10 protein-coding genes are annotated in these 14,637 nt (G+C 61.6%); 3 read left to right on the plus strand and 7 right to left on the minus strand.

Annotated elements, in window-relative coordinates:
- Window positions 1-732, plus strand: a complete 732-nt coding sequence (ric, locus tag HS101_04615) for an iron-sulfur cluster repair di-iron protein (protein MBE7505553.1) — start codon at window positions 1-3, stop codon at window positions 730-732.
- A 55-nt stretch (window positions 733-787) separates the two neighbouring features.
- Here ric and HS101_04620 read toward each other — a convergent pair whose 3' ends face one another.
- From HS101_04620 to HS101_04630, 3 genes are all read right to left on the minus strand, one after another.
- Window positions 788-2,140 carry a tryptophanase gene (locus HS101_04620; protein MBE7505554.1) on the minus strand — a complete coding sequence of 451 codons (1,353 nt, stop codon included), beginning with the start codon at window positions 2,138-2,140 and terminating at the stop codon, window positions 788-790.
- 8 nt (window positions 2,141-2,148) lie between these two features.
- Window positions 2,149-3,549, minus strand: coding sequence for a tyrosine phenol-lyase (locus HS101_04625; GenBank protein ID MBE7505555.1), 1,401 nt, complete (start codon window positions 3,547-3,549; stop codon window positions 2,149-2,151).
- A 201-nt stretch (window positions 3,550-3,750) separates the two neighbouring features.
- On the minus strand, window positions 3,751-6,696 hold the full coding sequence (locus HS101_04630) for a DUF4091 domain-containing protein (protein MBE7505556.1): 2,946 nt from the start codon (window positions 6,694-6,696) through the stop codon (window positions 3,751-3,753).
- Window positions 6,697-6,877: 181 nt separating this feature from the next.
- On the opposite strand from HS101_04630, the gene HS101_04635 reads away from it, so the two are divergent.
- Window positions 6,878-9,193 (plus strand): tetratricopeptide repeat protein, encoded by a 2,316-nt coding sequence (locus HS101_04635; protein ID MBE7505557.1) that lies wholly within the window; start codon window positions 6,878-6,880, stop codon window positions 9,191-9,193.
- Here the strand turns inward: HS101_04635 and HS101_04640 are convergent.
- The 4 genes from HS101_04640 to HS101_04655 all read right to left on the minus strand — a co-directional run bounded on the left by HS101_04640 (window position 9,144) and on the right by HS101_04655 (window position 13,383).
- A complete protein-coding gene (locus HS101_04640; GenBank protein MBE7505558.1) occupies window positions 9,144-10,298 on the minus strand; it encodes a glycosyltransferase family 4 protein in 1,155 nt (384 codons plus the stop codon). The two genes, HS101_04635 and HS101_04640, sit on opposite strands and share 50 nt — an antisense overlap.
- A gap of 33 nt (window positions 10,299-10,331) precedes the next feature.
- The gene (gene truA, locus HS101_04645; protein MBE7505559.1) at window positions 10,332-11,216 is read right to left on the minus strand and encodes a tRNA pseudouridine(38-40) synthase TruA; all 885 of its coding nucleotides are present in this window, start codon (window positions 11,214-11,216) and stop codon (window positions 10,332-10,334) included.
- Window positions 11,217-11,405: 189 nt separating this feature from the next.
- On the minus strand, window positions 11,406-12,494 hold the full coding sequence (locus HS101_04650; GenBank protein ID MBE7505560.1) for a diguanylate cyclase: 1,089 nt from the start codon (window positions 12,492-12,494) through the stop codon (window positions 11,406-11,408).
- Between the two features lie 268 nt (window positions 12,495-12,762).
- Window positions 12,763-13,383, minus strand: a complete 621-nt coding sequence (locus HS101_04655; protein ID MBE7505561.1) for a hypothetical protein — start codon at window positions 13,381-13,383, stop codon at window positions 12,763-12,765.
- A gap of 130 nt (window positions 13,384-13,513) precedes the next feature.
- On the opposite strand from HS101_04655, the gene lpxK reads away from it, so the two are divergent.
- Window positions 13,514-14,617: a tetraacyldisaccharide 4'-kinase gene (lpxK, locus tag HS101_04660; GenBank protein ID MBE7505562.1), complete on the plus strand. Its 1,104-nt coding sequence runs from the start codon at window positions 13,514-13,516 to the stop codon at window positions 14,615-14,617.
- Window positions 14,618-14,637 lie beyond the last annotated feature (20 nt).

The following is a 14,637-nucleotide window of genomic DNA, read 5'->3' on the forward strand; positions in this document are numbered from 1 at the left end:
ATGAACGATTTGAATCCGAACACAACCGTTGGCGCTCTTGTGGCTGAGCAGCCCGCTCGGGCACGCGTCTTTGAGAGCTTCGGAATTGACTATTGCTGCGGTGGGAAGCGACCGCTGGCGCAGGTCTGTGACCAGGGCGGAATCAACTTCGACCGGGTACGAGATGCACTTCTGGAATCAGACAGGGCGTCTCGAACCACCGAGGAAACCGACTGGTCCAAAGCATCACTCACCGATCTCACGCAACACATCGTGAACCGACACCATGAGTTCTTGCGCGAAGAATTGCCCCGTTTGGCGGCCATGCTCGACAAAGTCGTCGTCGCTCACGGCCAGCGGCACCCCGAAATGCCCATCTGTCGGGACATCTTCTGGTCATTTAGGGCCGAGATGGAGGCACACATGCACAAGGAGGAGTCGATTCTCTTTCCACTCATACGTACATTGGAGACCGAGAAGCATGTTACGCCGTTTCATTGCGGCAGCATTGCAAATCCAATCAGCGTGATGGAGGCGGAGCACGACCACGCAGGCGATGCCCTGGCGAAGTTGCGCGAACTGACCAATGGATTCCGCCCCCCTCCCGACGCATGCACGACCTTCCGCGTTCTACTCAATGACCTCCAGCGATTGGAAGCCGACATGCATCAGCATGTGCACAAGGAGAACAACATCCTGTTCCCTCGTGCGCTGGAACTCGAAAAAAATCTCGGAACCGTCGCGAGCGCCTAGCTCCGGATGGTCTGATCAAGCCGGCGGACGATTGCGCCTTGCGCCGGCATTGAGTTCATATCTCCTCAAACCGCGCCGTGAAGTGTCGCAGAACCGGCGGCTCCTGGACGAAGCGAAGCCCGCGAAGCTCTCGCTTCGTCGCCGCCATTTCCGCGGCCGCCTCGATCACGTAGTCAATGTGGCTCTGCGTATAAACCCGCCGCGGCATCGCCAGTCGCACCAGCTCCAGCGGCGGAGAAGCGGTGGCTCCGAACATCACCGAGCCGATCTCCACCGCGCGAATCCCGCCGACACGATACAGCCCACAAACGACCGCCTGCCCGGGGAACTGCTCGCGCGGAATATGCGGGCACAGAGCCCCCGCATCGATATAGATCGCATGGCCGCCCGGAGGTTCGACGATCGGCACACCCGCGGCCAGCAACTTCTCCCCGAGATATTCCACACTGCGAATCCGGTACGCCAGATAGTCCTCGTGAACGACTTCCTCAAAACCCTGGGCCATCGCCTCCAGGTCGCGCCCGGCCAGCCCGCCGTAAGTAATGAATCCTTCGGTGAGGATGAGCAGATTACAGGCGCGCTGAAATAGCTGCTCATCGCGCAGGAGCAGTAACCCGCCGATGTTCACCAGCCCGTCCTTCTTCGCACTGATCGTCGCCCCGTCAGCGAGCGCAAACATCTCGTGCACGATCTCCCGTACCGATCGATTCCCCATCCCCGGCTCGCGCAGCTTGATCAGGTAAGCGTTCTCCGCGAAACGGCACGCGTCGAGAAAGAGCGGCAGCCCATGCTTGTCGCAGACCGCCCGCACCGCGCGGAGATTCTCCATGCTGACCGGCTGACCGCCGCCGCTGTTGTTCGTCACCGTCACCATGACCAGCGGGATGCGTTCGCGGCCGACTTCACCGATGAGTCGCTCCAGCGCCGCGACATCCATGTTGCCCTTGAAGGGGTGCCGGTTCTTGGGATCGCGCACTTCCGGAATGGAAAGATCCACGGCCTTGGCCCCGCTGTGCTCGACGTTTGCCCGGGTCGTGTCAAAGTGCGTGTTGTTCGGCACGATCTTGTCCGGCCCGCCAACCAGTTCAAAGAGAATCCGTTCGCTGGCCCTCCCCTGGTGCGTCGGCAGCACGTGTTCAAAGCGCGTAAGGTCCTGAATCCGATCCTGAAAGCGATAAAAACTCGAAGCCCCCGCATACGACTCGTCACCGCGCATGACCCCCGCCCACTGCTCCGCGGACATGGCTCCCGTCCCGCTGTCCGTCAGCAGGTCGATCAGCACGTACTCGGCCGGAATCGAAAAGAGGTTGAAACCGGCCTCGCGCAGCATGACTTCGCGCTGACTGCGCGTCGTCATCTTGATTGGCTCGACGCTCTTGATGCGAAATGGCTCAATGATCGTCTTCATGCACTGCCTCAACTCAGAAGTACCCGGTCGCCCGTGACCGGCTCAAAACGCGCCTGAAAGAACCGCAGATGCCCGGGCTCGTAAGTGAATCGCAGCCCCACGATCTTGTCCCGCTGCTCCAGCAGACTGATGACCGACTCAGCCGTGACGTCCATGTGGGCCTGAGTATAAACGCGCCGAGGCAGCGTCATGCGAACCAATTCCAGTTTCGGAAACAGATTCTTACCGCTCTCCTTGTCGCGTCCGGCAGACACAGCGCCGCGCTCCATGCCGCGCACGCCCGAATCCATATACAACGCCGCCGCAAGTGCCTGTGCCGGGAATTGCTCCCGTGGTATGTGCGGCAGAAATCGCGCGGCATCCAGGAAGATGCCGTGCCCCCCAATCGGACGAACAATCGGTACATCGGCGTCTTGCAGCAACTCGCCGAGATACTGCACCTGTCCGATCCGGGCATGCATATGGTCCAAAGACACCGACTCCGCGATGCCGATGGCCATCGCCTCCAGATCGCGCCCCGCCAGTCCGCCGTAGGTGTGCAGTCCCTCATAGATGACAATCATGTTCCGTGCCGCGTCGGCCAGATCATCGTCGTTGACGGCAAGGAACCCCCCGATGTTTACCAGGCAATCCTTCTTGCCGGACATCGTACAGCCATCGGTATACGAGCACAGTTCCAGAAGAATATCGGCCAGCGTTCGCTTCGAACAACCCGGCTCCCGCTGCCGGATGAAGTAGCAGTTCTCCACAGCCCGTGTCGCATCGAGAAACACCTTGATGCCATGCTGACGGCATAACCGCGATGTCTCACGCAGGTTGGCCAGGCTGACCGGCTGTCCGCCCGCCATGTTCACCGTCGCGCCCACGCACAAATAGGCAATGCGCGAGGCCCCCTCCTGGTCGATGAGCCGCTGCAATTTCGCAAGATCGACGTTGCCCTTGAACGGCGCCTCACTCTGCGAGTCGTGGGCTTCATCGCAAATGACGTCCACGAATTGCCCCCCGACCAGTTCCTGGTGTGCCTTCGTCGTTGTAAAATACATATTGCCCGGCACGAAGTCGCCCGCCTTGATGCAGAGTCGGCTGAGAATATGCTCCGCCCCGCGGCCTTGATGCGTCGGAATAAGATGCTTGTAGCCGTAATACCGCCGGACCGCGTCCTCAAGGTGATAGAAGTTCTCCGACCCCGCGTACGCCTCGTCGCCCAGCATCATTCCCGCCCACTGCCGGTCGCTCATCGCGTTGGTCCCGGAGTCCGTCAGCAGGTCGATATATACGTCGCGGCTGCGCAGCAGAAACGTGTTGTAGCCGGCCTCTCGAATCGCCGCCTCCCGCTCCTCCGGAGTCGTCATTCGAAGATGCTCGACCATCTTGATCTTGAATGGCTCCGCCCAGGATCGCTTGTTCATTCCGATGCTCCCATCTTATGGCGATTGCGTGCGCGGACTCACCGCCCGACCCGACCTACGCATCTCGGATAGGCTTGGCAATTCCGGGACCACGACCGATTGTGGAGTTTTCACCCTAAAAAGAAAGGATGTCACGGCCCCGGTCATGAAAGAATTCGGGGAATTGCCCCCCGGAGATGCGGAATCAGTCGGGCGTCTCGCTTATTCGCCGACGCCGCCATCGGGCCAGATCAGGTTTCCAAACGAGGCCGGATCGTAGCAATACCGCTGCGCCCGGGCCCAGTCCGAGTACTCACCGCGAACCGGCTCCAGTCGAGCAAGATTGAAGCCCCATACAAGATTCCGCGACTCACGCGGACCGAAGCACTCCAGCGACATCGCGATCTCCGCCGTCCAGCCGTCCGCACCTCTGGTCACGGAATACTCCGGTCTCGGCCCCGGCCAGGGCGCAACGGACCCGATCGGCGGCGACACCGACACGCCGCGCTCGAAGATCGGGTTCCCGGTGGATTTCACCACCACGTGATAAATGTCATCGCTTTGTGTCGCGACCCCCGTCGGATCAATCATGATCTCGACCAAATCGCTGCCGACCGGACGCAGATCTTCGTAAGTCACGATGTTGCTCTCAACATTCGAAACCGTCGGGCCTGCCGGGCTCAGCGCCTGAATGCCGAGGTACAGCTTCGACCCGTCCGTGCAGCAATACCCGATCGTCTGGCTCTCTGCGCGCCGTCGCGCCGAACCGTGAGTAAACGCGATCAGTCGAAAATCCCCCATGACGTTTTGCGTGCCGGGAGGCCAGTCATCGAGACTCCCATCAATCCTTGGTGGCTTCGACACCTCCGACACGCGGGAAATCGAAAACGTCGCCTGTGCCTCCACCAGTCCGGATCGACCCGCATCGAAAACAATCGACTGGATGTAGTGACCGTCGAGATCGCAAAGCGGCGCCTCGGGAAAGCGCGCCGTCAGGCTGCGACTCGCCACCGACATCTCTTCCAGCGGGCCGATCTGCTTGTCGTCGTCGATCGCCGATGCGCCCTCCGCAAGCGGACCGAATTTCAATCGACCCTCCACCGACGTCCGCAACTCACTGCGCACCTCCGCATCAATTGTCGCTAGATATCCCGTTTGCCCCGGTCGGGGATCTTTCCGCAATCGGGCGGAGCCCACCCACACCTCCAGCGATCTCGTCGCGGCCAGGAACCGAAGCCAGTCGGCGCGATTCTTCTCCAGGCTGATCGGCTCGGCCGGATGCTCACTTACCGCGAGCTCCGCTTCTTCACGGAGAATCGCCGCCGCCAGATCCCAGACGTCAGGGTCGTCAATTCGCCGATCCCAATGAGCGTCCTGAAAATTATCACCATAGGCGCCCGTCCCGCAGGCCTTGATCAGTGAACGCGCCAAGAGCCCCGCCGTGGCGGCGTGTCCGTGCTCGCTCAACAGACGCAGGCACTGGTAGTCCTGAATGCCCGCCTGCAAGAGCTTGAGCCGCGCCGACGGCACCGGACCATCGCAGCCAAACAGCTTGCCGGGATACACCAGCCACGCATCTGACGCCTGGTCGTCCTGCGATATGGCCTCATCGAGAACTTTGCCGGGCCAGTCCGTCGCACGCGGCAGCCAGATCGCCTCGTGTCCCTGCAAGTACGCCTGCCAGGCAATGCTCCTCGCGTGCGTGGGCGGAGCTTCCACCGCGAGACTCCCGCAATAGGGAGGACGATCCGGCAGCAGCCATGTCCGCTTGCCAAGACGCTGAAGCTCCGCAAGTGTCGCGGCATCCTGGTATCGCGCCGGCGTCGCCCAGATATCTACAACTCTTGTCAAATCAACATAATGATAAGCGGTCCAGCCAAACGGCGTCATCGGCTGGGGAATCAGCTTGCTCATGTATGGAAGCTCAATCCCCGCATCGTGCACCCATTCGATCAGCCTGCGCACTCGCTGAAGCTCACTCTCATTTGGATCAATGACCGACGGATAGTCGAAGTAAACCACCGCCCGTTCCAGCCACCCCTTCTCCTCGAAGTGCGCCCGCGCCTTTGAAAGATAATCTTGAAGCACCAGCATATAGGCGGCCGAGTCCATGCCGTCGAATTGTGAAGGATGCGGCTGGCTCATTCCGACCGGCAGAGGCCACGCAAACGCCCCGCGGCCTTCCGCGTTACCGCCGCCCTCGATAAACGGCCCACAAAACGCGTCGTACTCGCTCCAGTCGAGCACCGTATTCCCATCCACATCCTGCGAAAACCGTGGATAGATCTCATCGCAATACGGCGACAAGCCATGCTCGCTCAAAAGGGCAAACGTCTTCTCAATCGCCTTTCGACATTCGGGCTTTGAGATCGCGACGGACTTATTCTGAGGATCGATATCCGTGAAGCTCGCGATCACCGGCCCAAGCTGCACGCCGGCGACAACAGGAATACTCACCTTTGAATCCAGATAGACGTCCCGAACCAGCACCTCGATCGGCGTGCGAAGCGGCGTGCAATTGGGGCCGACCAGTGAAATCGCCGTCTTGTACCGGCCCGGCCGCGCCTCCGGCGGAATGACAATCTCCACGTACAAGGCCAGGCTTTGCCCCGCGAGAACAACGAGCGGCTGCGCGGCGATGCTGCCCGGCGACGCCCCCACGCCATTCACCGGAATAGGAACAAGGGCATCAGGATATGCCCGCGGCTCCCGCAGCCCCTGCGTCCGCAGAAACCAGTTGGGATACCGCTCTACCGTGATCGGATAGGGACGATAGGCCCGGATCGCGCTCGCCGAGATTTTCCCCTCTGTCCCCGCAAGATCATCCGCGCGAAGCTCCACCCCGGAAACGGCGCTATCGACAGCGGAGATAACCAGATTGAACCCGATCTTCTCGTTTACAGCGCTCGTCAGACGGATGGTCCCGTCTCCGCGCGCAAAGATCGATGTCTCCGCGCGAGCCAGTTCAAGCGAATTGACCCGATAAGAAGGACCCGTCGCCCATACCCGCGCCGGGATGATTCTCTCCTCAGTTCCTCGCCCACATCCCGCCCACGTGCAGCCCCAAACCGGCAGAATCGCCACAAGCACGGCGGCAGAGCGCCGGCGCTTCAACGCCTGACTGCGAAATCTCTCATCACCGCGATGTCGTCTGAGCTTCAATCGCAAGCAAGGGTTCCCGGGGGCATGAATCCATAGTCCGGTCGTTGGCGTGTCCGTCGCGGGGCCTATCATATACTATTACTTCTCTTCGGTCGGGGAGTGACCCCAATCGGAGAGACTTGCACATTGAAACCCTTTTTTGCGGGGACGCCGCGCACAGTGCCGCTGTCCTCCCCTAGGATCGCCCTTGACCAGGCAGACCAAACCCTCACGCGGCTCGGCAACCGCAAGTCAGGCAGCCCGCTGCGAGCCGCCCCCTGCCCGCACCGACTTGAAGCTCCCCGTCCTCCCCGCGGACAAGCCCAGAGTCCGGCCCTCCAGGGCGGGAAAGTGGCGGGCCTACTCCCTCCTGTCGGTCCACGTATTCATAATCGCGCATTTCATCCAATGGATGCTTGCCGGAGAAACCATCTCACCGGTCGAGCCCTCCGAATCCATGGAGACAATTACCAGCGGGCGAATCAACGCCGGCTTCATCTTTTTTGCCGTCGCGCTTTTGGTGACTCTCCTCCTCGGCCGCTGGGTCTGTGGCTGGGGCTGCCACTTGGTCGCCTACCAGGACCTGACCCTCTGGGTTCTCAAGAAGCTCAAGCTGCGCCCCAAGCCATTTGCGACGCGGCTTTTTTGGATCGTCCCCCTCATCGCCGCGCTGTACATGTTCGTCTGGCCGGAGATCGTACGACTCTATCTGGGCGTGGAAAGATCACCGACAACCTGGCATGTGAGCACCACCGGCTTCTGGGACACCTTCCCGCAATACGGCATCGCCATCCTCACCGTCCTCTCCTGCGGCGTCGCCATCATTTATTTCCTCGGGCCCAAGGGTTTCTGCACCTTTGCCTGTCCTTACGGAGCCTTTTTCGGCCTTACCGACAAGCTGGCCGTCGGCCGCATCCGCGTAACCGATGCCTGCCGCGAGTGCGGCCACTGTACCTCGGTTTGCACCTCCAACGTCCGTGTCGCCGAGGAAGTAAAGCTCTACAAGATGGTCGTCGATCCCGGCTGCATGAAGTGCATGGACTGCGTGACCGTCTGCCCCAACGACGCCCTCTACTTCGGCTTCGGCCCACCCTCGCTGGGACGCCAACCAATCGCCCCGCCTGCCAAACGACGATTCGATCTCTCCCTCGCTGAAGAGATTCTCGCCCTCATCGTCTTCGCCGGTGTGTTCCTCGCCTTTCGCGGTCTTTATGGAAAAGTCCCGTTTCTCATGTCGCTCGGCATCGCCGGCGTCGGCGCGTTTCTCATCATGAAGGCCGTGCGAATCGCTTACGTCCCCGATGTCCTCATCCAGCGGACGCGCCTGAAGATCGGCGGCAGGCTGCAACCGCTCGGAACCGCCTTTCTCCTCGGCGTCTTTGCGATCTTGGCGTTCACGGTCCATTCCGGCATCTGGAGATTCCACGATTGGCAGGGACATCGCGCCTTCTTGCACTCCCCGCCCGAGACCTTTCGCTGGCAATACGACCCCGCCGGCCCTCCCGGTTCGAGAGACCCCCACAAGGCAAACGTCGACACGGCGATTCGCCATCTCGAGTTTTGCAATCGCTGGGGGCTCTACCCAACACCGGAGAACGATCTCCAGCGGGCCTGGCTTTACGTCTGCGCCAATCGCCTCAATAAATCCGCGGAGTGCGTGCGCGCTGCCCTGGATCGAAATCCAGATGACTTCTCGACCTGGATGAACCTCGCCAAAGTACTTACCGCGGCCGGAGAATTGGCCGATGCCCGAGCCGCCTATGAGGGCGCCCTGAAGCTGGAAACCACGCAGCGCGAAAAATGGGGACGAAAGATCGCAGATCGTCCCATGGACGGCTCGGCCCACCTATGGACTGAATGGGGCATGTTTCTCGTCCACATGGGAGAGCCCGATGCCGGCATTGCGGCACTCGAATTCGCCTGCAATTACGACGCCCGATTCGCCGACGGTCCACTCGCCCTGGGTGACTGCCAACTCCGAATGGACAACCCCGACGCGGCCCGTAGAGCCTTCATCGCCGCCGTACTAATCGCTCCGCAGCGCCCGGAGGCCAACGAGGCCCTGCGCATTATCAACAAGTCGCAGCAGCATTACGACCGCGCCGTCACCGAGTATCGGGCAGCAATCAAAGATCGGCCCGAAATCTTTTCGCTCCGCAACAACCTCGCTTTCGCGCTCTCTGAGTTGATGCGTTATCAGGAAGCCGCCGCCGAATACCGCGAAGCCCTTCGACTGCTGCCCGGCGCCTGGGCCACCCGTGCCGACTACGGCGCACTCTTACTCATTCTGGGCGATGCCGCCGGTGCGATTGAGCAGTATCAGCAAATCGTAAGCGCCGAGCCGCAAAACGCCGAGGCACTCCTGCGACTGGGATACCTCTTCATTCAGACCGGCGACTACAACGCCGCCCGACCCCCCGTCGAAGCCGCTCTCCAATTCGGCGACGAAGCCCAACAGGCGACGGCTCGAATGCTCAGCGACGAGCTAACTCGCCGTACAGCGCCTCAAGCCGCTCGACCATGACTCGATGATCGAACTCCGTAAGACACCGAGCCCGGCCGGTGACGCCGTACCGATTTCGCAGCGCGTCATCTGCCGATAGCTTCTCGATCGCGTCGGCGAATCCCTCCAAATCTCCGAGCCGAACCAGTTCGCCCGTCTCCCCGGGAATCACGACTTCCGGCCCGCCGTCGATGTCGAAACTGATCGCCGGCTTCCCCATGAGCATCGCCTGCACCACCGCCCTCGGAAGCCCCTCCCACTGAGACGTATGAGCCAGCAGGTCGATCGAAGAGAGTACGCGGGGCATCTCGCTCGGCGGCAGTAGCCCGGTGATGATCACCCGATCGCGCAGGCCGCGCCGGCTCAACTCCACCTCATACATATCGCGCTGGGCCCCATCGCCGACCCAGACGAATTTCAATGGCAAAGCCCGTTGCGCCGCCAGCGACATGATCGGGATTAGCTGCTCGTAGCCCTTATTAACAAAGAGCCTCGCCACCGTCCCCACCAGCACGTCCGAATCAGACACCCCCCACTGGCGACGAAGCTCCCGGCCGTCATGTTTCACGGGGTCGAAGTCCGCCGTCACCATGCCGCTGCGAATGGTTCGAAACTGCTCGGGACGGCCCACGCCTGCCGCAAGCGCCTGCCGGGTCATCGCATCCGCGACGCTGACAATCCCGTGACACCGCTTGGCGCAGTGACGCTCGGCGGCGGCGTACATCGCGCTCGTCAATTCGCCCTGCGTCCGATTGAAGCTCATCCCGTGAATCGTGTGCACGATCAGCGGCACGCCGGCCAGATCGGCGGCGATGCGCCCCAGTACTCCCGCCTTGCTCGAGTGCGTGTGCACCACGTCCGGCCGCAGCAATTCAAACGTGCGGCGAAGCGACCGAAGCGCCGCGAAATCCCTCAGGGGGCTCACCTGCCTCACAAGGTCCGGCAACTCTTCAAATTGATAAGGCCCCGTCCGGGCGCGCCCCGTGAGTGACCCCTCCGGCCCCTCCGTCGGTCCGCTGATCAGATGCACTTCGTGACCGCGCGCACTCAAACCCTCGCAGGTCAGCAGCGTGTTTTCCTGCGCCCCGCCGATGATCAAGCGCGTGATGACGTGAACAATCCGCATGGTGCCGCCGAAAGAGCCGGATGGCCGACCTCTCTACGCCGAGGGTTCCTCCAACTGGTCTACGCCCTGAGGCATCGGAGCGGTCGATCGCGGATGGTGATCCACGTGCTCACGCGGGCCGCCCCGGGGAGGCTCCGCGGCCTCGGCACGCTGGATCATCTCCGCACTCGGCGCCGGCAGATTCGGCAGGTCGTACTTCACCCACTGAAGACAAAGCCCGCGAGGCGCCGCCGTCGGGCCCGCACGACTTCGATCCTTCGCTTCGAGTATCTCCCGCGCGGACTGAACCGACCAGCGACCGCGCCCGATCTCAACGAGCGTCCCCATCATGTTACGAACCTGCTTGTAGAGAAACCCCTCGCCCTCAATGTCCATGCGGATTTCCTGATCGACCCGATAGAGTTCGATGCGTCGAATTGTCCGAACATTCGACTGACGTGGGTTTCCCGCCGAGGCGAATGACGTGAAGTCGTGCCGCCCCACCCAGTTCGAGGCCGCCTCCTGCATCCGTTGAAGGTCCAGCGGTTGCCAAAAGTGATAAACGAATCGCTGTGACAAATGCTCGCAGGGCCGCGCGGCGACGTTATGAATCCGATACCGATACAGCTTCGTAATCGCCGAGCGTGTTGCGTGAAACGTCAGCGGCACTTCTGCCAGGTGCAGCAGGGTCATGTCCTTCGGCAACCGCGAGCCGAGACTCCGCGAAATCGAATCCGCGTTTGTCCGACTGGTCGTAAAACAGTTAGCCACGTACCCCGATGCATGAACCCCCGAGTCGGTCCGGCTGCAGCCGATCAGCGCGACCTGGTGACGAAGGCACCGCCGCAGCGCTTGCTCCATCGTACCCTGCGCCGTCCGCAGATTGGGCTGGTTCTGCCAACCGTGAAAGTCCGCCCCGTCATAGGCGAGGATCATCATGAGATTCCGCATCATCGCGGAGCTATGTTAGAAGCGACTCGCGCCGAGCACAAAGTTTTACCAGGACTCGCCGCGCAGGACCTCGGTAACTTGAACAGGTGTTCCTGTCGGGCACACATGTCTCCGGCCTTGCCGAAAAATGCCTGCGGCAATTTGCGAGGAAGTGTAGGCGGTGCGGGATAGCGCGGTTCAGGCCCCTGCCTTGGGGGATGCCGGTGGCGCAGCGTCGGGCTCGACCGTGACATCTTTCTGCACGCCGACAAACGACCGGTTCGTCTTCTCTCGGCGCTTTGTGCGGCTGTGGCGCTTGGACGCCTCTATGACTGGCAGATTCTCGGCGTCCAGCTCCCAGAAGACGTTCGAGCGGCCGCGACCCAGAAGCTTCGCGGCATACAGGGACGTGTCCGCCTGCCGCAGCACTGCGTCGGCGTCCATCGTCGAAGCCTCTCCGCCGAATGCCGTGCAGCCCACGCCCAAAGTAAAATGCTTGGGCTGCGTCGTCGCATCAAACGCGATCGCCGCGAACGTCCGGCGCAGCCGGTCCGCTGTCTGTTTGATCGCGTCGCGCGTCGTGTGCATCATGACCAGCGCCATCTCGTCGCCGCCCAGTCGGCCGGCGAGACAGTTCTGCCCGGTAAGCCGGCGCATCAGCCGACTCAACGTGAGGATCAGCTCGTCTCCCAGATCGTATCCGTGTCGGTCATTCACAACCATCAGATGATCGATATCCGCGATGATCATGCCGCCCACCGACCCGTCGCGGCGTGAGGACATCAGCGCCTCCGTGACGTGAATGATCAGTTGCCGGCGATTCGACAAACCCGTGAACGGATCCTGCAACGCCAGCTTTCGGTATGCCTCGCGTGTCTGCTGCTCGCGAAGCGCCACCCTCAGTCGCCCCAGGAGGTCAACGCTGCTGATCGGCTTGAAGATGATATCGTGCGCGCCGACCTCGAAGCCTTCACTCAACAACGGGTCGCTGCGATCCAGGCCCGTCACAAAAAAGACTGGTATGTCCGCCGTCCCCAGGTTCGCCTTCAGCTCCCGACAAACGTCAAAGCCGCTCCGCGGGCCGGACAACTTGATGTCCAGGAGTACCACGTTGGGACGATACTTCTCGCAAATGGCCAGCGCGGATTCGCAGTCGCTTGCCAGCGTGGAACGAAAGCCGTGATTGCGCGTGATCGTCGCAAGAAGACCTACCATGTCCGGATCGTCGTCAACGATCAGAATCAACGGTCGATCATCGCGACGTCCATCGACCTGGTCGCCTGCCACGCTGGAACCCCCGAATTTCTGCCGCCGCTCGGACGGCGGATTTGACCCGGACAATCTATCGGCCGACTGATCGGGGGCCCGAAGCTTCAACCGGCACAACCTATTTGCGCAGGATTCCCACCGAAATACTACGAGGAAAACGACAAGTATCGGGAATTTATCGGGCGACGAAGATGCGAGATCGAACGAGGTGAAACGTCTCGAAGTTCAACGCGGTTTTCGGACCCGGACGAGTCAAGGAACGTTCGATGAGAGGCGAACCATCGGTCTATGGCTGAATGTTGACCGACGCGGGCGTGGCCCGACTCTTAAGCACGGCCAGAATCTCCCGTTCCAGACCCCGATCGCGCGGCATTTCCGTCCAGGCCTCGTCCTGACGTGCCGACACCCCGGCCTCGCGGTCGATCGGCGTCTCCGTCGGGTAATCCTGAAACCGCGACTGATCGCGGAACACCCGATGGTCGGCCGTGTCCAATCGCTCCACCTTCACAATACATCGCGCAACGCTCCCGGCTGCCGATTCTTCAACAACCAGCGTCGCCTGCCGGCGCATGCGATTGCGATAACCCAGCGCCGCGTCGCGAATGCGACCCGTCCCGCCCTTCTGCTCGTATTCCGACATGACGCTCTGCACCGAACCGCTTTCGGGAGCCACCGACTCCAGCCGAAACCATTGACGCATCGCATAAACGCCCGCGTCAAATGCCTCAGCCCTGGAAACCTTCGGCAGCGTCACCCGTGACCAGCTTTCCCCGCGCTCACCACCGATGCCCCCGGCCTCCAACTCCGAACACCCGCCGGCTGCCCAAACGATCTGCGCCACGGCGGCCAGCGCAATAAGCCGATCGCGGCGAACGCCGAGGCTTCGGCAAATTCGGCGGAAAACCATATCGAGAACTCCTTCCGGAAAGCGGCAGAGAACTGAAATCTCCCTCCCGTTGCCGCGAAAGCCTAGCGCGCGGTACCGAGCCCGTCAACGCGCCCGGCCCGTCCGAATCTGCTAGACTCCCGGTCTGACCATGAACTTGACCGGCAGCTATCTCAACCTCATCGCCGAACGACGACGCGGCCTCTTTTTCGACCTGATTCGAGCCGCCCTCGCCGTCCTATCCGTCCCCTACGCCTCGATCATCATCCTCCGAAATGCCTATTACGACCTGTCCAAAAAGTCCCTGGCCCGCGCCGCCTGCCCGGTTATTTCCATCGGAAACATCACTACCGGAGGAACCGGCAAGACCCCCATGACCGTCTTGATCGCCGCCCGACTCTTCGCCCGAAACCGAAAAGTCGCCATCCTCCTGCGCGGCTACAAGGCATCCCGCGCCGACGATTCCAATTCAAAAAAATCGTCCGAACGCACCAAGTGGGCCTCCCACAGCGATGAGGCCCTGCTGCTCAAGCGAAGGTGCCCGCAGGCCGTTGTCCTGGCCAATCCCGATCGAACCGAGGCCGCCCACCGCGCCGTCACCGAGGGCGCCGATGTCATCGTCCTCGACGACGGCTTCCAACATCGTAAGCTCGCCCGTGACCTCGACATTGTCCTCATCGACGCCACCACGCCCTTTGGGCACGGCTACGTCCTTCCGCGCGGCCTCCTCCGGGAACCCGCCTCGTCACTGCGACGCGCCGACCTTATCATCCTCACACGAAGCAACGAAATCGATCAGGCAACGAGGAACGTCCTGCTGGGAACCCTGCGCCGCGTCTCCGGCGGAAAGCCCATCGTCGAAGCCTCGCACCAATCCGCGGGCCTCATGGACATCAAGGGACGCCCAGCCGGCATCGACGACTGCTCTGGCGTGCAGGCCGTCATCTTCGCCGGAATTGGCAACTTCGACAGTTTCCGCCGCTCCGTCGAAAAATCAGGCGTACGCGTCCTCGCCGCCTATCAATACCCTGATCATCACGCCTATTCCGATGTCGAGATCCAGGGCCTGCAGGACGTCGCCGCGCAGTTGGAGGCTAACGCCGTCATCACCACCGAAAAGGACGCCGTCAAACTCGTCGGTCGCTGGAACGAAACCGCCGGCCGGCTCTTGGTGGTGCAATTGGAAATCAGCATTGACGCGCAGGGCGAACAGATCATCGACGACCTGCTCACCAAAACGCTAAGCAAGAAATGATACGTGGTGAGACATCCGAG

Source organism: Planctomycetia bacterium (assembly GCA_015075745.1).
Lineage (GTDB): Bacteria > Planctomycetota > Phycisphaerae > UBA1845 > UTPLA1 > UTPLA1.